This window comes from Kitasatospora sp. NPDC056783, from assembly GCF_042789895.1.
Classification (GTDB): Bacteria; Actinomycetota; Actinomycetes; order Streptomycetales; family Streptomycetaceae; genus Kitasatospora.
This window is the reverse complement of sequence record NZ_JBHUAF010000079.1, coordinates 1-20,615: the sequence shown is the minus strand read 5'-3', so window position 1 is coordinate 20,615 and position 20,615 is coordinate 1. Positions and strand designations below refer to the sequence as shown.

At 75.1% G+C, this 20,615-nt stretch carries 15 protein-coding genes; 4 read left to right on the top strand and 11 right to left on the bottom strand.

All coding sequences use genetic code 11. The features are described from left to right. Nucleotides 1–81: 81 nt before the first annotated feature. Entirely contained in the window at nt 82–1,599 is a 1,518-nt protein-coding gene (locus ACFRMQ_RS14675) for a carboxylesterase/lipase family protein (RefSeq protein WP_380730767.1), read from the top strand. Nucleotides 1,600–1,686: 87 nt separating this feature from the next. Here ACFRMQ_RS14675 and ACFRMQ_RS14670 read toward each other — a convergent pair whose 3' ends face one another. From ACFRMQ_RS14670 to ACFRMQ_RS14635, 8 genes are all read right to left on the bottom strand, one after another. Then, on the bottom strand, nt 1,687–2,373 hold the full coding sequence (locus ACFRMQ_RS14670; protein WP_380730765.1) for a type 1 glutamine amidotransferase domain-containing protein: 687 nt from the start codon (nt 2,371–2,373) through the stop codon (nt 1,687–1,689). Between the two features lie 177 nt (nt 2,374–2,550). Then, nucleotides 2,551–3,384, bottom strand: a complete 834-nt coding sequence (locus ACFRMQ_RS14665; protein WP_380730763.1) for an ABC transporter permease — start codon at nt 3,382–3,384, stop codon at nt 2,551–2,553. Then, a complete protein-coding gene (locus tag ACFRMQ_RS14660) occupies nt 3,381–4,385 on the bottom strand; it encodes an ABC transporter ATP-binding protein (RefSeq protein ID WP_380730761.1) in 1,005 nt (334 codons plus the stop codon). Before ACFRMQ_RS14660 ends, ACFRMQ_RS14665 begins: the two co-directional genes overlap by 4 nt. A 237-nt stretch (nt 4,386–4,622) precedes the next feature. Next, on the bottom strand, nt 4,623–6,050 hold the full coding sequence (locus ACFRMQ_RS14655; protein ID WP_380730759.1) for an RtcB family protein: 1,428 nt from the start codon (nt 6,048–6,050) through the stop codon (nt 4,623–4,625). A 45-nt stretch (nt 6,051–6,095) separates the two neighbouring features. Beyond that, on the bottom strand, nt 6,096–6,503 hold the full coding sequence (locus ACFRMQ_RS14650; protein WP_380730757.1) for an archease: 408 nt from the start codon (nt 6,501–6,503) through the stop codon (nt 6,096–6,098). A 265-nt stretch (nt 6,504–6,768) separates the two neighbouring features. Continuing rightward, nucleotides 6,769–8,007 carry a styrene monooxygenase/indole monooxygenase family protein gene (locus ACFRMQ_RS14645; RefSeq protein ID WP_380730755.1) on the bottom strand — a complete coding sequence of 413 codons (1,239 nt, stop codon included), beginning with the start codon at nt 8,005–8,007 and terminating at the stop codon, nt 6,769–6,771. Nucleotides 8,008–8,156: 149 nt separating this feature from the next. Continuing rightward, nucleotides 8,157–8,909 (bottom strand): thioesterase II family protein, encoded by a 753-nt coding sequence (locus ACFRMQ_RS14640; protein ID WP_380730753.1) that lies wholly within the window; start codon nt 8,907–8,909, stop codon nt 8,157–8,159. A gap of 178 nt (nt 8,910–9,087) precedes the next feature. Continuing rightward, the gene (locus ACFRMQ_RS14635) at nt 9,088–9,720 is read right to left on the bottom strand and encodes an AAA family ATPase (RefSeq protein ID WP_380730751.1); all 633 of its coding nucleotides are present in this window, start codon (nt 9,718–9,720) and stop codon (nt 9,088–9,090) included. A gap of 177 nt (nt 9,721–9,897) precedes the next feature. Here ACFRMQ_RS14635 and ACFRMQ_RS14630 point away from each other — a divergent pair, with 177 nt between their 5' ends. Together ACFRMQ_RS14630 and ACFRMQ_RS14625 are read left to right on the top strand one after the other, a co-directional pair. Further along, complete coding sequence (locus ACFRMQ_RS14630; protein ID WP_380730749.1) at nt 9,898–11,448, top strand: AMP-binding protein; 1,551 nt, start codon at nt 9,898–9,900, stop codon at nt 11,446–11,448. Nucleotides 11,449–11,612: 164 nt separating this feature from the next. Further along, complete coding sequence (locus ACFRMQ_RS14625) at nt 11,613–11,795, top strand: hypothetical protein (RefSeq protein WP_380730747.1); 183 nt, start codon at nt 11,613–11,615, stop codon at nt 11,793–11,795. 53 nt (nt 11,796–11,848) lie between these two features. On the opposite strand, the gene ACFRMQ_RS14620 is transcribed toward ACFRMQ_RS14625, so the two are convergent. The 3 genes from ACFRMQ_RS14620 to ACFRMQ_RS14610 all read right to left on the bottom strand — a co-directional run bounded on the left by ACFRMQ_RS14620 (nt 11,849) and on the right by ACFRMQ_RS14610 (nt 19,108). After that, nucleotides 11,849–12,835, bottom strand: coding sequence for an ABC transporter ATP-binding protein (locus ACFRMQ_RS14620; RefSeq protein WP_380730745.1), 987 nt, complete (start codon nt 12,833–12,835; stop codon nt 11,849–11,851). Between the two features lie 145 nt (nt 12,836–12,980). After that, nucleotides 12,981–15,827: a hypothetical protein gene (locus ACFRMQ_RS14615; protein WP_380730743.1), complete on the bottom strand. Its 2,847-nt coding sequence runs from the start codon at nt 15,825–15,827 to the stop codon at nt 12,981–12,983. After that, nucleotides 15,824–19,108 carry an FtsX-like permease family protein gene (locus ACFRMQ_RS14610; RefSeq protein WP_380730741.1) on the bottom strand — a complete coding sequence of 1,095 codons (3,285 nt, stop codon included), beginning with the start codon at nt 19,106–19,108 and terminating at the stop codon, nt 15,824–15,826. Before ACFRMQ_RS14610 ends, ACFRMQ_RS14615 begins: the two co-directional genes overlap by 4 nt. Before the next feature lie 415 nt (nt 19,109–19,523). Here ACFRMQ_RS14610 and ACFRMQ_RS14605 point away from each other — a divergent pair, with 415 nt between their 5' ends. After that, the gene (locus ACFRMQ_RS14605; protein WP_380730739.1) at nt 19,524–20,249 is read left to right on the top strand and encodes an ABC transporter ATP-binding protein; all 726 of its coding nucleotides are present in this window, start codon (nt 19,524–19,526) and stop codon (nt 20,247–20,249) included. The last annotated feature ends 366 nt before the right edge of the window (nt 20,250–20,615 follow it).

Genomic DNA, 20,615 nt, shown 5'->3' with positions numbered 1-20,615 from the left:
ACGGGCTCTGCGGATTCGTTTCCATACACTTGACATAATACAGCCGACCGATAACGTGGAGGACCTTCCGAGGGAGGACACATGCCAGCACAGCCCGTTGTCCGCACCACCGAGGGACTCGTCCACGGCCGCTGGGAGCAGCGGCGCGCACAGGAACCGCGGGACGGCCGGGACCTCGCGGTCTTCCGCGGCCTCCGCTACGCCCGGCCACCGGTCGGGGCCCTCCGCTTCGCCGCCCCCGTCGAGCCCGCGCCCTGGCACGGCGTCCGCGAGGCCACCGCCTTCGGCCCCGTCGTCCCGCAGTCCGGTCCGATGCCCGCCGGCCCCGCCGAGCCGTCCGAGGACACCGACTGGCTGACGCTCAACGTCTGCACGCCCGATCCGGGATCGGCCGGGCTGCCGGTCCTGGTCTGGATCCACGGCGGCGGGTTCATCTCGGGGACCGCCGGCGACCCGCTGTACGACCCGACCGCCCTGGCTTCCGCCGGGCTGGTCGTGGTGAGCGTCAACTACCGGGTGGGCGCCGAGGGCTTCCTCCTCCTGGAGGGCGCCCCGGCCAACCGGGCCTTCCTCGACCAGCTCGCCGCCCTGCGCTGGGTGCGGCGCAACATCGCGCGGTTCGGCGGCGACCCCGCCCGGGTGACCGTCGCCGGGCAGTCCGCGGGCGCCGGCTCGGTCGCCGCCCTGCTAACGATGGACGCGGCCCGCGGGCTGTTCCGCCGGGCCGTCGCCCACACCGTCCCGGGCAACCACTGCACCCCCGCCCTGGCCGCCGAGGTCACCGCCGAGACGGCCAGGCTGCTCGGCACGGCCCCGACCGCCGCCGCACTGGCCGAGGTGCACCCCTGGCGGCTGGCCGCGGCGGTCACCGAACTCGGCACCGCGCTGCCTCGGCACCTCGCGCGCTGGGGGCGGCTGGCCCAGACCGGCATCGCCACCGTCCCGGTGGTCGACGGCGAGGTCCTGCCCGGCTCACCGTGGTCGGCGGTCACCGACGGCGTCGACCTGCTGGTCGGCCACACCCGGGACGAGTTCCGGCTGTTCGGCGTTCTGAGCGGCCGACACGGCGGCTTCACCGAGGAGGAGGCCCGGCTCGCCCTGGAACTGCTCGCCCCGCCGCCGACCGGCCCGGACGCCTACCGGGCCGCCCTTCCGGGGGCGACACCCTCCGAACTCCTCGAAGCGGTCCACTCGGACGCGCTGTTCCGGGTGCCGTCGCTCCGTCTGGCCGAGGCCAACGCGGCGGTCGGCGGCACCTCCCACCTCTTCGAGCTCACCCTGCCCGCGCCCGCCCTGGACGGCGCGTTCGGCGCCTGCCACGGCCTGGACGTGTCCCTCGCCTTCGGCACCCTGGACAGCCCGATGGGCCGGTACTTCCTCGGCGACCCGCCCACCGCCGCGGCGGTCCGCGTCTCCGCGGAGCTGCGACAGGCCTGGGTCCGGTTCGCCACCACCGGCGACCCGGGGTGGCCCGCCTTCGAACCTGACGGTCAGCTCACCCGGGTCCTGGACGTCCGCTCGGAGACCGTCCGCTACCCGGAACAGACCGCCCGCCGGATCTGGTCGGGGCACCCACTCACCGCCTACGACCTGCGCTGACGTCCGGACGGCCCCGCCATTCGGACGGCCCCGCCATTCGGGCAGCTCCGCCATTCGGACGGCCCCACCGTTGGGACGGCCCCTCCCCTACCGCTGTGCCGCCGGGACCCGCAGCAGCTTCAGCAACTCGGCGGCCACCGGACCCGAGGAGGCGGGGTTCTGTCCGGTCACCAGATTGCGGTCGACCACCACGTGCGGCGCCCAGGGCTCGCCCTCCTCGAACTCCACTCCGAGCTCGACCAGCTCGTCCTGGAGCAGCCACGGCGCCCGGTCGGCCAGGCCGGCCTGGGCCTCCTCCAGGTTGGTGAAGCCCGTCACCCGGTACCCGGCGAACGGCGAGCCGCCCTGCTCACCCCGCGCGGCGAGCAGGGCGGCCGGGCCGTGGCAGACCACCCCGAGCGGGCGCCCGGAGGCGAGCGCCCGGGTGAGCAGCCGGCCGGAGTCCGGGTCGACCGCCAGGTCCTCCATCGGGCCGTGACCGCCGGGGTAGTACACGACGTCGTAGTCCGCCGGGTCGACCTCGGCCAGTACCACCGGGTGCCGGAACTCCTCGATCTTCGGCAGTTCCTCGGCCATCGCCGGGTCGGTCAGGCTGGCGCCGTCCGCGACCGGGACCACCCCGGCCGGGGTGGCGACCGTGACCCGGTGGCCGGCCTCGGTGAAGGCCCGGTACGGGACGACCGCCTCCTCCGCCCAGAACCCGGTCGGGTGAGCGGTGCCGTCGTTCAGCGTCCAGACCTTCGAACCGGTCAGGACGAACAGGATGTCGGCCATCGGGTGTGCCTCCAGGCGTGGTGTTCTCCGCCACGACGGCCCCGCCGCGGCACTCACTCCGTCAACGCTAGGTCCACTCCCGCGGGTCTCGCGCGCCCGGCGGGATCCGGAGGAGAGACCACCGCCCAGCGCTCTCCTCCGGACGGCCGCCCACCGACGCACCGCCCCCGCCCGGCCTCAGACCGCGAGGTCCCGCCGCTCCAGCACCCGGAAGGCCACCGCCGCCCCGAGCAGCCCCACGCCGAGCAGCACCCCGAACGCCGCCCACGGCACCCCGCCGTGGCCGAGCACGTCGCCCGGGGCGTAGTAGTGGAACGGGCTGAGGTAGCGCAGCGGGCGGGCCGGGGACCAGGCCAGCGCGACGAAGTTGAGCGCGAAGCCGACCGCGCCGAAGGCGACGGCCGCGCCGATCACATGGGCCCGGCGCCGGCTGAACGCGGAGACCGCCAGCACCGGTCCGGTCAGGCAGAACGCGAGGGCGCAGCCGAGCAGGCCGGCGGTGAACACCGCGCTCTCCGGGACGGCCTCGCGCAGCTTCGCGGCGGACGCCACCCCGATCGCGAGGGTCAGTGTCGCGGCGGCGTTGAGCAGCACCGTGGCGGCGACCAGGGCGCCGGTCCGTTCGGCCAGCAGTCGGCGCCGGGAGACCGGCCTGGTCATCAGCAGCTCGATGGTGCCGGACTCGACGTCGGCCGCGACGGCGGCGGCGCCGAGCGAGCCGATCACGGTGAGCTGGAGGGCGATCCAGAACGGGTGGGTGAGCCCGGCGCCGAGCAGGCCGGGGTAGCTGGCGATGGAGATGTCGCCGTTGGAGCCGCTGAAGGCCTTGAACGCACCGGGCGGGGTACGGCGTTCGCCGAACAGGTCGCCGCTCGGGACGGTCACGGCGATCACCACGATCAGGGTCTCGAAGACGACCATGCCGAGCAGCAGGAAGAGCAGCATCCGGCGGCGTCGGTGCAGGGCGAGCCAGACCAGCGGGAGGCGGCGGTTGACGGTGCCCGGGTTCATGGCCGCTCCTCCGGTGCCGGTCGGCCGCTGTCGTGCGCGCCGTCCTCGTCGATGCCGTCGGGGTCCGCTTCGACGCCGTCGGGGTCCGTCTCGAAACCGTCGGCGTCCGCGGCACCGACGGAGCGGTAGAGGTCGAGGAAGGCCTCGTCCAGGCCCGCCTCCTCCACCGTCAGGTCGGCCACCGGCAGTTCCGCCAGCAGCGCCCGCACCGCCCCCACCACCTCGTCCGGTGGCACCAGCAGCTCGACCCGTGGACCGTCCCAGCGCGGGGACCACCGATCGGCGGTGCCGAGCGGCCCGGCGCCCCGCCCGTCGGCGAGGAGCAGCCGGACCCGGCGGGCCCTGGCCTGGCGCAGTTCGGCCACCGAACGGACGGTGACCAGCCGGCCGTGGCGGACGATGGCGACCCGGCGGCAGGTCCGCTGCACCTCGGGCAGCACGTGGCTGGAGAGCAGGACGGTGCGTCCGGCCTCGGTCTCCCCGGCGAGCAGTTCGTAGAAGGTTTCCTGGACCAGCGGGTCCAGTCCCTCGGTGGGTTCGTCCAGCACCACCACCGGGGGCCGGTGCTGGAGCGACTGTACGAGCCCGAGCTTCTGCTTCATCCCGCGCGAGTACTGCCCCACGGGACGTGCCAGATCGGCCCGGGAGAGCTTCAGCCGCTCGCACAGTTCGCCCTGGCGCGGAACCTCGGCGCCCTGGAGGGCGGCGAGCAGGTCGAGGGTCTGCTGCCCGGTGAGTTCGGGGTAGAGCCGCAGTTCGCCGGGCAGGTAGCCGATCGAGGGGGCGAGTCGGCCGTGGTCGGCCACCGGGTCCAGGCCGAGCACCCGGACCTGCCCCTCGCTGGGGCCGAGCAGCCCGACCAGGCAGCGCAGCGTGGTGGTCTTGCCGGCGCCGTTGGGGCCGAGCAGGCCGAACACCTCGCCGGCCTCGACGGAGACGTCCAGCTGTTCGATGCCGACCGTGCTGCCGTAACGCTTGGTGAGCGAGCGCAGTTCGATCACCGGGCCGCCTCCGCCGCCACGGTGGACCACGCTTCGGTCCGGTCGGTCCTGATGCGGTCGGCCCTGGTTCCCCGGCATGACCACCTCCTGTGACGGATGCCTCCGTGTGACGGGCCCGCTCCGGTGCCGCACACACCCCGGCGACGGCCCCGGCCCCACCCCGGCGACGGGCGCGTCCGACATCCAAGCGCGCCCGGCCGGGCCGGTCGAGGGACGCGCCCGGGCCGGGCCCGCGGCTCACCCCTTGCACACGCCCAACGGCACCAGCCGGGCGACCCGCCGGGCGAGCCCGGCCTCCTCGGTGACGGCGGCCACCGCGTCGACGTCCTTGTACGCCTCGGGCGTCTCCTCCGCGAGAGCCCGCCAGGAGGCAGGCCGCACCGCGATGCCCCGCGCCTCCAGCTCGCTCTTCAGCCGCTCGCCGCGCACGGTGCGCTGCGCCTGGTGGCGGCTGAGCACCCGCCCGGCGCCGTGGCAGGCGGAGCGGAACGCCTCGTTGCCGGGCAGGCCGACCATGACGTACGAGGCGGTGCCCATGGTGCCCGGCACCAGCACCGGCTGCCCGGCCTCGGCCAGGTCGGCGGGCAGGTCGGGGTCGCCGGGCGGCAGCGCCCGGGTGGCTCCCTTGCGGTGCACGCACAGGGTGCGGGGCTCGCCGTCCACGTCGTGGGTCTCCAGCTTGGCGAGGTTGTGCGAGACGTCGTAGACCAGTTCCAGCCCGACGCCGAGCGCGGTGGCGAAGGCCCGGCGGGCGGCCTCGGAGAGCAGTTGCCGGTTGGCCCGGCCGTAGTTGGCGGCGGCGGTCATGGCGCCCAGGTAGGCGCGGCCGCGCGGGGAGCCGACCGGGGTGCAGGCGAGCTGGCGGTCGGGGACCTCGATCCGGTAGCGGTGCAGCTCCCGGTCCATGGCGCGGACGTGGTCGGTGCAGATCTGGTGGCCGAGGCCGCGCGAGCCGCAGTGGATCATGACGCAGACCTGTCCGGGCCGCAGTCCGAAGGCGGCGGCGGTCCGCTCGTCGGGCACCCGGTCGACGGCCTGTACCTCCAGGAAGTGGTTGGCCGAGCCGAGGCTGCCGACCTGCCGCAGTCCTCGCTCGACGGCCCGGGTGCTCACCTCGCCGGGGGCCGCGCCGGCCAGCACTCCGCGGTCCTCGCAGCGTTCCAGATCGCGCGGCACGCCGTGGCCGTGCTCGACGGCGTAGCGGGCGCCGCCGAGCAGGAGTTCGTCCAGCTCCCCCGGTCCGGACAGCTGCCACAGCCCGCCCAGGCCCAAACCGCGCGGCACGGTGCGGTCCAGCAGGTCCATCAGACGGCGGATCCGCTCCGGGTCGAGTTCGTCCCGGCTGACGCCGGCGGCCAGCAGCCGGACCCCGCAGGAGATGTCGAAGCCCACCCCGCCGGGCGAGACCACCCCGCCCCGCTCGACGTCGGTGGCGGCGACCCCTCCGATCGGGAAGCCGTAGCCCCAGTGGACGTCGGGCATCGCGTACGAGGCGCGGACGATCCCGGGCAGTGTCGCCACGTTCGCCACCTGTTCCAGTGCCTTGTCCCCGGCGGCCTGCGGCAGCAGCGCGGCGCTCGCGAACACCACGCCGGGCACCCGCATCGGTGGGCGCGGCTCGATCCGCCAGCGGTGCCGGCCCGCCTCGGCCAGTGCGATCTCCACCTCGGCCACCTCGCTCCCACGGGCCCGCCGCATCCGGGGCCGGGCTCAGACGTCCACCGTGACCCGGCAGGTCCAGCCGTCCGGCCCGGCGCTCAGGTCCAGGTCGTGCAGTGCGACGGCCTTCGGCACGGCGCCGACCAGCACGGCGGTGGCGGCGTCGGCCATCCGGAAGCGGACCGTCACCCGGCGGGCCCCGTCCAGGCCCTCGATCGGGCCGATCGCCACCGCGACCGGCAGTTCGCCGTCGGCGTCCATCCGGTAGATGACCTCCTCCAGGACGCCGGCGAGCAGGTCCGGGTCGCTCACCGCGAGGACGGTGCAGCCGCGCTCGCCGGTGACCCGGGCGTCGGCGAGGTCGGCGAAGCCGGCGACGACGGCGTGCACCAGTTCGCCGATGCAGCCCTCGGCTGTCGGCGCCCAGGCTTCGACCCGCAGGTCGGCCGTGTGCGGCACGCTCCGGTGGCCACGGCCGGACCGGCCCGCGGGCTCGCGTCCGTCCACGAGCGACGCCTCCCGCACCCGTTGCCGTCCTTTCTCCAGCGTCGTCCCGCGCACCGCCCGGGGGCAAGTGCGGACGGCCGGGGAAGGACGCTCGGGCGTCGGCCCATGAGGATTCGACTCCTCGGGGCTCCGACTCCTCGGAGCTCCGGTTCCTCAGGGCTCCGGTTCCTCAGGGCTCCGATCCCTCGGAGCTCCGGTTCCTCAGGGCTCCGGCCCTTCAGGCCCCGACCGAGGCCAGATAGGCGGCGGCCAGTTGGGGCGTGGCCAGCCAGGCGGCGTGCTCACTCGGGTCGGCGTAGGTGTTGGCGAGCCGGCGGCCGACCTCCGGGTGTTCGGCGGCGGCCGCGAACACCCCCTGGAGGTGGTCCGGGACGGTCAGCATGGAGGCCGTGAAGTCCACGCTGTGCCGCGCCTGTTGCTGCCAGAACCGCTCGGCGGTGCGGCACATCCAGTCGGCCGTGAACGGGGCTTCGCCGTGCTCGACGACGGCCCGGCGGTAGGCCTCGGCCGCCCGGGCGGCGTTGTTGGCGCCCTGTCCGGTGATCGGGTCGGTCACCACCACCGCGTCGCCGATGCCCAGCACGTGGACGGCGTCCACGCCCGAGCCGAGTTCCGCCACCGGGCGCCGGACCACCGGGGTGACGGCGCCGGACAGTCCGGCACCGGCGTCGGTCGGCTCGGCCTCTGTCCAGAGCTCCGCCTCCCAGGGCAGGTACTCGCCCAGCAGCTCGCGGATCCGCGCCAGTCGGACGTCCGGCGACGGGGCGTCGCCGAAGGCGTCCAGCGGGCCGCCGGGCAGCGCCTCCCAGAGCAGGATGTCGCACGGGCCGGACAGGGTGAGCGCCGGCTGGAGGTACAGCTCGCCGAGGCCCGGCAGGGCGTTCATCCGGGCCCTCGGCTCCGCGGCCGGGTCGGGCGAGCCGACGCCGTGCGCGTACAGGCAGGACAGCGCCCGCTGCGGCCGGTCGAAGGGCGAGCGGGCGGCGTCGCGCTCGAAGATCCCGGCCAGCGCGCCGCGTCCGGCCGCGACCACGGTCAGCTCGTGTCGGCGGGCCAGCTGGTGCAGCCCGTCCGGGTCCAGCGTGCGGTACTCGATCCGGCCGCCGCGCTCGGCCAGCAGCTCCAGCCAGCCGGCCAGTTTGAGCCGCTGGTCCACCGACTGGGCGGGCTCGTCCAGGGTCATGGTGTACTCCAGCGCCCGTACCCCCGGGGGTACCGCGAGGACCGCCGCCACCGCCGAGACGGCCGGCGCCTGCTCCGCCCAGAGGTCCAGCCCGGCCGCCGCCTCGATCCGCAGCGCGGGGCCGAACATCGCCTGGGTGGACAGCACCCGGCCGGAGCGCAGCTGTTCCGGGGTGCGTTCGGCGACCAGTGTCACCTCGTACCCGTCCGCCACCAGCCCGAGGGCGAGCTGGAGGCCGGCCTGGCCCGCTCCGACGACGGCGATCCGGCGCACGACTGCCTCCCGATGGTCTGCTGGCGGTACGTCAGGCAGGCACAGTATCCGAGCGAACGCGCTCCGGTCACCGGACGCGGACGGATCGCCCCAGAGGTCGGCGCGGACGCCCGGCCGTGGCGGCCCGACCGTGGCGGCCCGGCCGGGGCTCAGCCGCCCAGGTGCGCGGTGATCACCTCCGCCACGGCCGCGGCCCGGTCGGCCAGGTAGAAGTGGCCGCCCGGGAAGACCCGCAGGTCGAAGGAGCCGGTGGTGTGCCGCTCCCACTGGCCGACCTGGTCGACGGTGGCGGAGGTGTCGCCCTCCCCCGCCAGGGCGGTGATCGGCAGCGACACGGTCGCGTCCGGCGCGCAGCGGTAGGTCTCGATGGCCGTGTAGTCGGCGCGCAGGCTCGGCAGGATCAGCTCGCGCAGGGCGGGGATGGTGAAGACCCGTTCGTCGGTGCCGCCGAGCGCGGCGATCTCGGCGAGCAGTTCGTCGTCGGGCAGCTGGTGGATGTTGGCGTCTCGGCCCAGGGAGGGGGCGCGGCCGGCCGAGACGAACAGCCGGTCGGGCCCCCGCACGCCGTCGCGCTCGAAGCGCCGGGCGGTCTCGAAGGCGACGGCCGAGCCCATGCTGTGCCCGAAGAAGACGAGCGGCCGGTCCGCCCAGTCCCTGAGCTCCCGGTAGAGCTCGTCGGCGAGTTCGGCCACCGAGCCGACCGTGGGCTCGGCGATGCGGTTCTGCCGGCCCGGGTACTGGACGGCGAGCACGTCAGCGTGCGGCGCCAGTGCGTTGGAGTGCTCCAGGTAGTAGCTGGCCGAGCCTCCGGCGTGCGGGAAGATCACGACCCGGGCGGGCGCGGAGTCGGACGGGTTGAACCGGCGGAACCACGGATTGTCGACGGCGGCGCTGCTGGGCATGCGGGGTGTGACCTCTCTCCGTGACGGACTGTGCCGGACCAGTCTGGCAGTGCCGGGGGCGGTCGCGGGGGCGTTGTGGCGATCATGGTCCCCGGTCGGCCGGTTCTCGCCCGTGCTCCTCCGGTCGTGGGGCCCGTCGTCGGCGAGGCCGGCCCGCCCGTGCGGCCGGCCTCCGAGATCAGTCCGTCGGCCCGAACCGCACCGACCGCGCCCGGGAGCGGGAGACTGTGTCGAGCAGCAGGACGGACGAGGCCTCCGGCACGGGCACCGGCCCGCCGGACCGCGTGTGGCGGGTGAAGGCGGCCGACAGCCGCTCCAGGCCGCGGCGGTGGCGGGCGAAGACCCGGGTGGAGGCGTGCCGGCCGCGGGCCCGCTGCCCGTCCAGTGCGGCCTCGGCGCCGACGTCCAGCAGCACCAGGTGCAGTTCACGGCCCCGGCGGCCCGTCTCCCGGGCCAGCCAGCGCCGCATCCAGGCGCGGCTGCCGCAGTCGTGCACCAGCAGCGGGCCGTCGCCGCGCACCGAGGAGCGCAGCAGCCGGAAGTGCTCCAGCCGGGCCCACGGCCGGTAGACCGCGTACGGCAGCGCGGCGGGCATCACCGCCGCGCAGGCCTCGTGCACCGTCCGCGGGTCCACCGTCCGCGGCGCCGCCGCGGACCAGCGCCGCAGCAGGGTGCTCTTCCCGGCCCCCGGCAGCCCCGACACCACCACGACGGCGTCGGCCGGGTAGGCGGTGACGAACTCCGCCCCGGCCTCGCCCCGCAGATCGACCACGCCGCGCGGCGTCACCACCGCCTCCGACCCGTCGTGCATCAGCCCGACCCCCCGTTCACGTCCGACCGGGAACCCTAACAACCGCCTCGGACGACGGCTCGTCCGCCTCGTCCCCGTCCGTGCCCGCCGGTGCCGATGGGGCCCCGGTCGGCCGCGGTGCGCCCGGGGGACCGGCCGTCCACTAGGCTGACGGACCGTCAGACAGGAGGACGGGCCATGGCCGAGGCGGCTCCGACGTACACCGCGCGAGTGCTGGACGGGCTCGCGCGCGATCCCGCGCGGGTGGCGATCCGGTACGGGGAGGACACCTGGACCGGGCAACGGTGCCTGGACCTGGTCCACCGCGCCGCCCGGGCGCTGGAACGGGCCGGCCTCGGACGCGGGGACGGGGTGACGGTGCTGGCCGGGAACCGGCCGGAGGCGCTGCTGGTGCGCCTGGCCGCGAACCTACTGGGCTGCCGGGTGGCGATGCCGTTCCCGGACGGGCCGGTCGCCGAGCAGGTGGCGCTGGCGGAGTTCGCCGGAACCTCCGCGCTGGTCTTCGACCCGCTCCGGTGCTCGGCCGCGGCCGCGGGGATCGCGCGGACCGTGCCCTCGGCCCTCCTGTTCTCCCTGGGCCCGGCACCGCACGGGCTCGGCACCGATCTGCTGGACCTCGCCGCGGCCCGTTCCCCCGCCCCGCTCGAACCCCGGTACCGGCCCGAGGACGTGATGGCGGTGCGGTTCACCGGCGGCACCACCGGCCGCCCGAAGGGGGTGCTGCGCCGCTTCGCCCGCCCGCCGCGCCCGCAGCTGCTGTCCGGCGCGGTCTTCCTGCTGTGCACCCCGCTCTGCCACGGCGGCGGCACCACGGCGGACCTGGCACTGGCGGCCGGCGGCACGGTGGTGATGCAGGACGGGTTCGACGCCGGCGCCGTGCTGGCGGCGGTCGAGCGGCACCGGGTGTCCCGGATCTTCCTGCCGCCGCACCTGCTGTACCGGCTGCTGGACCACCCGCTGCTGCCCGCCACCGACACCGGCAGCCTGCGCCGGGTCGGCTACACCGGCTGCGCCCCCTCGCCGCGGCGTCTCGCCGAGGCGACCCGGCGGCTGGGCCGGGTGCTGCACCAGACGTACAGCCTGACGGAGTGCGGGCCGGTCGCCCGGCTGGGCCCGGACGAGCACCTGGCACCGCGGCTGCTGACCACCGCCGGCCGCCCGTACCCGGACACCGGGCTGCGTGTTCTGGACGAGGACGGCGCCGAGCTGCCGCCGGGTCGGACCGGGGAGATCTGCGTGCGCACCCCGACCGTGATGGCCGGCTACTGGCGCGACCCGGAACTGACCGAACGGGTGCTCCGGGACGGCTGGCTGCACACCGGAGACCTCGGCAGCGTGGACCGGGCCGGCTATCTGACGGTGGCCGGGCGGCGGGACCCGATGGCGATCGTCGAGGGGCACAATGTGTTCCCCCGCGAGATCGAGGAGCCGCTGCGCTCCCACCCGGAGGTCCGCGAGGCGGTGATGTTCACGACCACCGACCCGGACCACCTGGAACGGGTGCACGCCGCGGTCGCCCTCGCCCCCGGCTCCCGGCTGACGGCCGAGCAGCTGCACCGCTGGGTCAGGGCGCGCGGACTCGGCCGGTGCGCCCCGGACACGCTCCTGCTGCTGCCCGCGATCCCGCTGAACGGTCTCGGCAAACCGGACCTCGCCGCACTGCGGGCCCAGGTGGGCGACGGGAGCGGACGGCCGTCGGCCACCGCAGGGGCGCGCAACGGGGCGTGACACGCCCGACGAGTGATTCGAGCGCCCACGCGGGCGACCTCTCGCGCGCCGCCCGGCGGGAAGAACCGTCCGTGGGCACTCGACCGTGCGGCACGACCTGCCGATACATCCCGGCGGCGTCGTGCACGTCAGTGCGGGCCGCACCGTCCCCCAGGAGGCACTCCTTGACCTGGCTCCGCGTCCTGACCGCACTGGGCATCCTCGCCGTCGCGGCCAGCGCCCTGATCGTCTTCGCCCTCTGCACCGCCACCTCCCGCGGCGAACGCGCCGCCCAGGACACGCCGCCCGACCCGCGGACGGACGCCGAGGGCAGCGGCCTCTTCCAGCGGATGGGCGGCGACGGCTGACCGCGGCGCGGTGCCCGGAAGCACCGCACCGCGGCCGGCGGCCGCAGGACCCCTCAGTGCCCCGCGAGGTCGTCCGGCCGGACCTCGATGTGGTCGGCCGCGAGGTCGACCGCCACCCGGTGCTCCATCCCGAGCGACTCCAGGAACTTGACCGGCAGCTGCACCCGGCCGCTGCGGTCCAGCATCACGTACTCGCGCTCGTTCACCGACTCCTCGCCGTGCTCGTCCGTCACGGTGCGGCGCAGCACCTCGCTGGCGGTCCGCCCGTCCCGGATGGCGACCGTGCGGCGGACCTCGCCCGCGACCATCGGGTCGTGGGTGACGATCACGACGGTGGCGCCCAGTTCGCGGTTGACGGTGCGGAAGGCCTCGAAGATGCTCCCCGCGGTCTCCGAGTCCAGCTCTCCGGTGGGCTCGTCGGCGAGCAGCACCGGCGGGTTGTTGGCCATCGCCACCGCGATCGCCACCCGCTGCTGCTGACCGCCGGAGAGCTGGTTGGGCTTGCGGTCGGCGAGCTCGCCGATCTCCAGCGCCTCCAGCAGCTCGGTCACCCGGGCCGCCTGCTGCCTGGCACCGCCGGCGCCCGAGCGGCGGCCGCGCAGTTGCATCGGCAGCGCGATGTTCTCGGCGGCGGTGAGGAAGGGCAGCAGGTTGCGGGCGGTCTGCTGCCAGATGAAGCCGACCACCTCGCGCCGGTAGCGCAGCCGCTCCTTGACGGACATCTCCAGCAGGTCGCAGCCGGCCACGGTGGCGGTTCCCGCGGTCGGCACGTCCAGCCCGGCCAGGATGGTGAGCAGCGTGGACTTGCCGCTGCCCGAAGCCCCGACCAGCGCGACCAGGTCGCCCTGCCGGATGGTCAGCTCCAGGCCCTGGAGGGCCTGGACCTCGACCCCCTCCGCGCTGAAGATCCGGACCAGCCGGTCGCACACGATGGCCGCTCCCTCGCCGAACGCCTTGGGCGACGCGGCGGCGAGGGCCCGCTGCTGGAGCTCCTGGAGGCTGGGCGCCTCGGCGACCGTCCGCTCCTGGGGAGTGCTCATCACCGCTCGTCTCCTGTCTCGACTGTCTGCGTCATCGCACCGCTCTCCACTGTCCCGACGGCCCGCGCCGCGGTCGCGGCCCGGGCACCACCGCCGGCTGTCGGCCGCGGCCTTCCCGGAGTCGCGCCGCCCGCTGTACCCGGCCTCATTGCTGTTCCCCCGCTCGTAGTTCGGTCGCGATCTGCCGCCGGCCGGCGGCCAGCGTCTCCACCACCACACCCAGGCAGACCACCAGGGCCAGGCCCGCGGTGGGCAGCAGCACCGGCATCACCGCGGGGGCCAGGGTCTCGGCGACCGGGGCGCCGACCAGCGCCGAGAGGTCGATGGCGCCCCCGAGCAGGACCACCGCCGCCACCGCGACCAGGCCGCCGCCGACCGCCGCCGCCAGGGTCTGCGGCAGCGCCTCGGCGATGACCAGCACCAGCCCCTGACGGCGCCGCAGGCCCATGGTGCGCAGCCGGGCGAGCACGGCCGTGCGGTCGGGCGCCGCCCGCACCAGCGTCAGCAGCACGGCGAGCAGGGCGAATCCGGCGGCGGCGAAGCCCGCGTACCAGAACAGCCGCCCGGCGGCGCGCTGCACCGGGTCGCCGGCGAGTTCGGCGAGCTTCTCCCGGCTGCTGTGCACCACGTACCCGGGGGGCAGTCCGGAGCTGGCCTTGCCCGCCGCCGTGGCCTCGTCGTTGACCATCTTGACGATGCCCGACAGCTGGCGGCCGCCGAGGCCGCGCTCCAGCAGCAGGACGCGCACCCGGTCCGGGTCGATGTCGCCGACCGCGAACCACTTGTTCACCTTGGTCGCCCGCTTGAGCTCCGGCAGGTGCTCCGCCGCGGGGCCGGCCGGCACCACCACGAAGGGCTTGCCGGGGTCAGGCAGGGCGGGCGTGGCGGCGACGGTCCCGGCGACGCTGGTGGTCATCATGCTGCCGCTGGGCGTGCGCACCTGGGGCGCGCCCTTCCCCAGGCGGTCGGCCAGGTTCTGGCTGAACAGCGCGGGCACCGGGGCGTCCCGGCCGCCCGGGGCGCCGGCCAGCTCGGCCGGGTCGAAGCCGCCGACCCCGGCCGTGCGGGAGATCTCCGCGTAGGCCTTGGGCTCGACCACCACCAGCATGGCGTCGGTGGTGGTCCGGTCGCCGCCGATGAAGGTGGCCCGGTCCTCGATCCAGGCGCCGGTCGCGGCCCGGACCCCGGGCAGTTCGCCGGCCGCCCGGATGAAGTCCTCCGACAGGGTGGCGTAGACCGGGACGCCGATGGACACGTCGCCGCCGACGTCGAGGCGCGCGGCCCGCGTCCGGGAGTGGTCCACCGTGTCGAGCACGGTGGCGCCGAAGCCGGTGGCCGTGACGGCGATCAGCAGGGCCAGCAACGGCAGCGCGGAGGGCCGGCGCCGGCCGGAGTTGTCGCGGGCGGCCCGGACCAGGCCGAGGAAGCCGACCAGGCCGCGCCCTCGCCCGGCGACGGCGGCCAGCCAGCCGACCACGACCGGCTCGATCCTCGCCAGCACCAGGCCGCCGGAGACGGCGAGCAGCAGCGGGGCGGCCACCAGCAGCGGGTCCACGCCGCTGCCCGCATGACCGACGCCGCGGCGGCGGACCTCCGCCACGGCCGCGGCGGTGACGGCCAGCACGGTCAGCTCGCCGATCGCCCGGCGCCAGCCGCCGGCCGCCCGCGGTCTCGCCCACAGCCGGGTGGCACGGAGCGGGAAGGCCAGCACCGCGAGCAGGGTCACGGCGAGCGCCGACAGCACCGAGTTGCCCCACCGCAGGGTGGGCAGCAGTACCAGCGCGAGGGCGGTGCCGAGCACGGCGGCGGGCACGACCGTCACCACGCCCTCGCCGAGCAGCCTCAGCAGCACTCCGGCGCGCGAGCCGCCGCGGGCCTGGAGCAGCCGGATCTCGGCGGTGCGCCGGTCCGTGCTGAGCGCCGCGGCCATGCAGAGCACCACGACCGCGATGCCGGCCACGCCGACCGGACCGACTGCGCCCAGCGGGGCGGCGGCCTGGTAGCGGGCGGTGGCCCGGCTCAGGACGTCCGGCATCAGCGAGGTGGCGTGCAGGTCGGCCCGGAGGGTCGCGTCGATCAGGGCGGACAGGCCGGGACCGGAGGTGAACGAGCCGAGGGTCCCGCGGAGCCCGTCGAGCCGGTCGGCGCGCAGCGAACCGGGATCGACGGGAAGCCGCCAGAAGTTCTGGCCGCTCGAACCCCAGGCGGCCAGCGCCGACAGGCTGCCGCCGCTGACGAAGCCGCTGGTCCGGAGCCACGCGTCGTCGCCCTTGAGGCTCAGGCAGGCCCTGGTCGGGCAGCCGAGGGTTTCCCAGACCGGGTCCTGGGGATCGTTGACCCGGTAGAGGCCGGCCACGGTGCTGCGCAGCGGGAGGGGACCGTCGGTGCCGCTCTCGATGACGTCGCCGATCTTGATGTTGATGGCCTCGGCGGCCTTCTCGCTCAGCACGATCGGCAGCGGACCGCCGTCCGGGGCGACGGCGCCGGGCCAGGTGCCCGCGGTCAGCGTCACCCGGTCCTCCAGACCGTGCAGGTAGGCCAGGCTGAGTGCCGGGGCGGCCTGTTCGGAGAACCGGGTGAAGCCGGGGTTGAACATCCGGCGCTCGGTCTTGACCCGGGTCCCGTAGTCCCGCCCGGACCGGGCCAGCGGCAGCTGCCGTCCGACCTGCTCGCCGAGCCTCTGCTGGACGGTGTCCAGATCGGCGGCGCTCTCGTCGCGGATCACCCCGGAGGTGACCTCCAGGCTGGTCACGTTGACGCCCAGGCCGCGGGCGAACTCCTGGAGCGCGCTGTCCGCGCCCCGGTCCGCGAGCCGCGGGAAGGCCGCCGCCAGGAAGACGGTGACGAGGGCGAGGAGCGCCGTGAGCAGCGCGGCCAGCGGCGTCGCGCGCAGCCTGGTGCGGACCCAGGGCGCGGGGCGGTGGGCGGACGGCGACGCGGGCGGTGGCGCCGGTGCGGGGGTGGGCACGGTGGTGCCGGCCTTGGTGGTCACATCTCCTCCACGTGGCGCAGCCGGGCGGCCAGGTCCCGGCGCCGGCGGCCGATGAGGAAGGCCGACAGCAGCGGGACGACGGCGATCGCGGCCGCGAACAGGAGCGCCTGACCGAACGGCAGCTCGACCAGCGCCTCGGGCACCGGTCGGCGGGCGGCCGGGGTCAGCACCACGAACGGCACGATCAGCCGGACGAGCAGGGATCCGAGGGCGAGGCCGACGATTCCGCCGAGCCCGACCAGCACCGCGTTCTCGGCGGCGGCGGTACGGGTGGCCTGCTTGCGCGGTGCGCCGAGGGCGAGCAGCAGCGCGGAGTCCCGGGAGCGCTCGTGGGCGGAGCCGGCCACGGCGGCGGCGAAGCCGATCGCGGCGAGCACGGCGGTGACGATCGCGATGGCCATCAGCGCGCTCTGCGGGGCGGCGCCGACCGGGTCGCCGAGGAGTCCGTCGGCGACCTCGTCGTAGAGCGCGAGGTTCTGGCTCCCGGGGGCACCGCGCAGGGCGGCGGCGGCCTCGGCCGGGGCACGGTCGTCCGGCCCGGCTGCGGGCAGCCACCACTCGATACGGGTGGGCAGGTCGCGGTCCTGGGCGATCAGCACCCGGGCGACCGAGCCGAGGTCCATCACCAGCGCCCGTCGGCCCGCCACCGGGACGGCCTCCACCTCGCCGGTCACCTTGACCGGGACGACGACGCCGCTGAACGGCACCTGGAGGGTGTCACCGACCTTGGCGCCGACGGCCTTCAGGTAGTCGCGGGTGGCGACGGCGCCGACAGTGGCCGGGGCGGCCGCCCCGGCCGGGATCAGCACCACGCGCAGCGTGTTGCCGATGCCCTTGACGGACTGGTGACTGAACGTGAAGAGCGCGTCGGCCGTCGCCTCCTTGGAGGCGAGCGAGACCGGCGGCATGCTGTTCGCGGCACCGCTCGGCGGGGTCTTGAGGCTCCAGCCGACGCCGCCCGGAACCGGGACGGCGGTGGCCGGTCCGTCGGCCGTCTCGGAGACGGCCAGGTTCCGGACCGTGACGTCGCCCACGCTGCGGTCGCCGAAGGAGACGATCGCACCGACCACGCTCAGCGGAGCGGCGACCGAGCCCACCGGGGCGTCGACCATCGCGCCGAGCGCGACCGAGGAGCGGACCCGGCCGTTCAGCGGGAGATCACCGAACGGGACCTTGTGGACGAGGCCGAAGCGGTCGCGCAGCAGGAGCCGGACCTCCGGGCGGATCGGGCCGGTCGACGACTTCAGGACCTCCTGCTGGTTCACCTCGATGTCGGCGTCGATCCGCAGCGGGCGGCCGGGCAGCGGGATGCCGGACGGGGCGCCGGCGGTCGTGGCGAGCGCGCCGAAGACGTCCGCCGTGGTGCGGCCGTCGAGCAGGTCGCCGCGGACCGGGACGTGGCCGGCGAAGGCGGCGCCGTCCACGGCCAGCAGCTCACCGCTGCCGTTCTGGAGCGGCTGTTCGTCGCGGACCACCGGGACCAGCCGGTCGCCGCCGGGCAGGCTGCCGTAGCGGCCGCCCTGGCCCAGCGGCGCGTTGTGCGAACCGGATATGCGCAGGCCGCCGGCCGTGGCGAAGGCCGCCTGGTCGCGCTGGGAGGAGGTCCAGGTGGCGTGCTGACCGAGTGCCAGGACGCCGGTGGCGACGGCCATCACGAGCAGCAGCACCGGGCCGGTGGCCCGACCGGGACGACGGGCGAGCTGCCAGCCGACCATGGCGGGGCCGAGGCCGCGGCCCCGGGCGGCGGCGCGGGCGCCGAGCCTGGCCACGAACGGCAGCAGGCGCAGGACCACCAGGGTGCCGGCGCACAGGGCGAGCGTCGGGGTGGCGACCAGCAGCAGGTCGACGTCGAGCCGGCCGGAGGAGTCGGCGGACAGCCCGCCCCCGTACTGGTCGAGCTGCTGGTAGGCGAGCGCGGCCACGGCGAGCACGGCGAGGTCGCCACCGTTGCGGGCGACGCCGGAGACCGCGGCCTGGCGGCGCCCGGCGCGCCGGCGAACGGCGGCGCCGAGGCCGCGCACCACGCTGGGCACGGTGGCCAGCAGGACGCAGGCGAAGGCGCAGGCCACGGCCACCGGCCAGAGCGACCAGCTGACACCGGTGTCCAGGGTGACCCGGTGGGAGCCGCCGAGGCCGGCCAGCGCGCGGACCAGGACCGGGGTCAGCAGGGGCGCGAACAGTGCCGCGGGCAGGGCCAGCAGCAGCGATTCCAGGGCGGTGAAGGAGCCGAGCTTGACGGCGGAGGCGCCGCGCGCGGCGAGGATCTCGTTCTCGGACTCCTGCCGTGCGGCGATCAGGTGGATCACCAGCAGCAGGGCCGCCGCGGCGAGCACGGCCAGCTGGAGGGCGCCGATCAGCAGGGTGGACCGGGCGACCACCATGCTGTTGGACAACTCGTGCAGGATGTCCGGGAGTTCGGTATTCACGGCGAGCGACCCGGTGGCGCGCAGCTCCTCGCCGAGGTGCTGGGCGCGGTCGCCCATGGCCTGTGCGGCGGCCCGGTCGGCGTTGGAGAAGTCGGCGTCCAGCAGCCAGCTCCGGCCGCTCTGGACCAGGCCGGCCGTGGTGAAGGCGCTCTGGTCGACCATCATCGGGCCGAAGGTGGTGAAGCCGCCGACCTTGATCTCGTGGCCGCCGACCGGATCGATCCGCCAGTACGGGGCGGTCGGGTCGGTGACCCGGTAGACGCCGGTGATCCGGACCGTCAGCGGCTTGCCGTCGGCCCGGTCGGAGAGCAGGACCTCGGCGGGCAGGGCCTGCTCGGTCAGGCCGAGTCGGCGCAGCAGGCTCTGCGGGACGGCGGTTTCCGGCGCGGCGGACTGGACTGGCCCGGAGGCGGCCGCCGGCCAGGCGCCGGCGAGCAGTTGGACCCGGCCGCGGTCGAGGTCGGCGAGGACCGTCAGGTCGAGCTGGGCACCGGGGGCGCCGCCGCTCGCCGGGCCACCGCTCGCCGCCGAACCACCGGAGTCCGGCAGGCCGTAGGAGCGGCTGCGCATCAGGCTGTCGGTGTGGACGGGCAGTTCACCGAAGAGCTTCTGCCGGTAGCCGGCGAGCGCCTCCTCGTCCTTCGTCCGCTGGGCGAGTCCGTGCTCACCGGTCACCGCCACCGTGGTCCGCGCGTGACCGGGCCCTTGGAGCGCCTGCCGCAGGCCGGCCTCGCCGACACTGCTGTTGAAGGCCACCAAGGCGGTCAGCACGGACGTGGTGATCAGCACCGCAAACAGGACAGCGGCAGCCAGCGGCACTCGCCCGCGCAGTCGGCGCACGACGAAGCCGAGCATCAAGTTCCTCCCCCGGACCAGGTCCCCGGTTGCGTCCCGGCCCCGCTCGCCGATCCAGTCCGAGCACAAATCGGCCACAGACAGACACGTCGCGAGCACACCGGCGCATTGATCACCGGCTACCAGTCGCCGGATAGCGGACGATGCTGTCAGATTCGATCCAGGAACGGAAGGGACTTGCGCGAATCAAGTAAGCGGTGAGCAAATTCCTTTCATTGGTAGCATCCCGGCCGGGGATGACCCCACGCGAATGCCATGAACACCTCACAACCTCGGCTTCAGCACGCCCCTTTGACCAGGGACAACGCCCTCACGGATTCCCTCCCGGGAACGTGAACCACCAGAGCAGTCATATCCGTAGAACCGGATGGGGCCCGGAAGAAACCGGGTGACCACGCCCACAGGGGGACCTCGCATGACGCAGCATCAGGCCGCCGCAACCGCCACCCCGCCGATGGTGGCCGTGACCGACCTTCGCCGGAGCTTCGGCACCGGCGAGCGGGCCGTGCACGCCCTGCGCGGCGTCTCGTTCACCGTGGGCCGTGGCGAGCTGGCCGCGCTCAAGGGCCGCTCCGGCTCCGGCAAGACCACCCTGCTCAACCTCGTCGGCGGCCTGGACAGCCCGACCAGCGGCACCATCGCCCTGGACGGCGTCGACCTCGCCGGCCTGGACGAGGACGGTCGACTCGCCCTGCGGCGCGAACGGATCGGCTTCGTGTTCCAGTCCTTCGGGCTGATCCCGATGCTCACCGCCGCGGAGAACGTCGGCGTCCCCATGCGGCTGCGCAAGGCCCCGGCCGCCGAACGCGAGGAGCGCGCCCACACCCTGCTCGCCCTCGTGGGCCTGGCCGACCACGCCAACCAGCGCCCCGGCGAACTCTCCGGCGGCCAGCAACAGCGCGTCGCCATCGCCCGCGCGCTGGCCAACGAACCCAGCCTGATCATCGCCGACGAGCCCACCGGTCAGCTGGACTCGGAGACCGGCCGCTCGATCATGGAGCTGCTCCGCGCGGTGGTGCGCAGCGAGGGCGTCACGGTGCTGGTCGCCACCCACGACCCGACGCTGATGGGGCTCGCCGACCGGGTGATCGAGGTCCGCGACGGCCGGATCGTCGAGGAGGAGACGGAGCGCGCCGCGTAGCGGGGCGGACCGTGGCGCGTGGCCGGGCGCTCCGTCGCACCGGCCCCGCGGCGTACCGGGCCACGCGTCCCGCTGGTTCCGGAGCGCCGGGACGTCGGAAATTCGGGCCCAGGGCCAGGCCACGCCGCTCAGCCGGACCCGGGACGGAGGCCGGGGCACGTCCGGCGCGAATTCCCGACCGTGGAAATCGATAAAAAATACTGTGACAGTACGTCATTTCCATTGGTTCGCGCTCGACTTGCCTTCCGCATTCTCACCGGAAGTCGATTGTCAGTGCCCCGGGTTATGGTCGCCGACGACTCACCGGAAGCCATCCCGGAGGTTCGATGACGATCCGATGCCCCGTTCCCCGATCCGTCCTGGCAC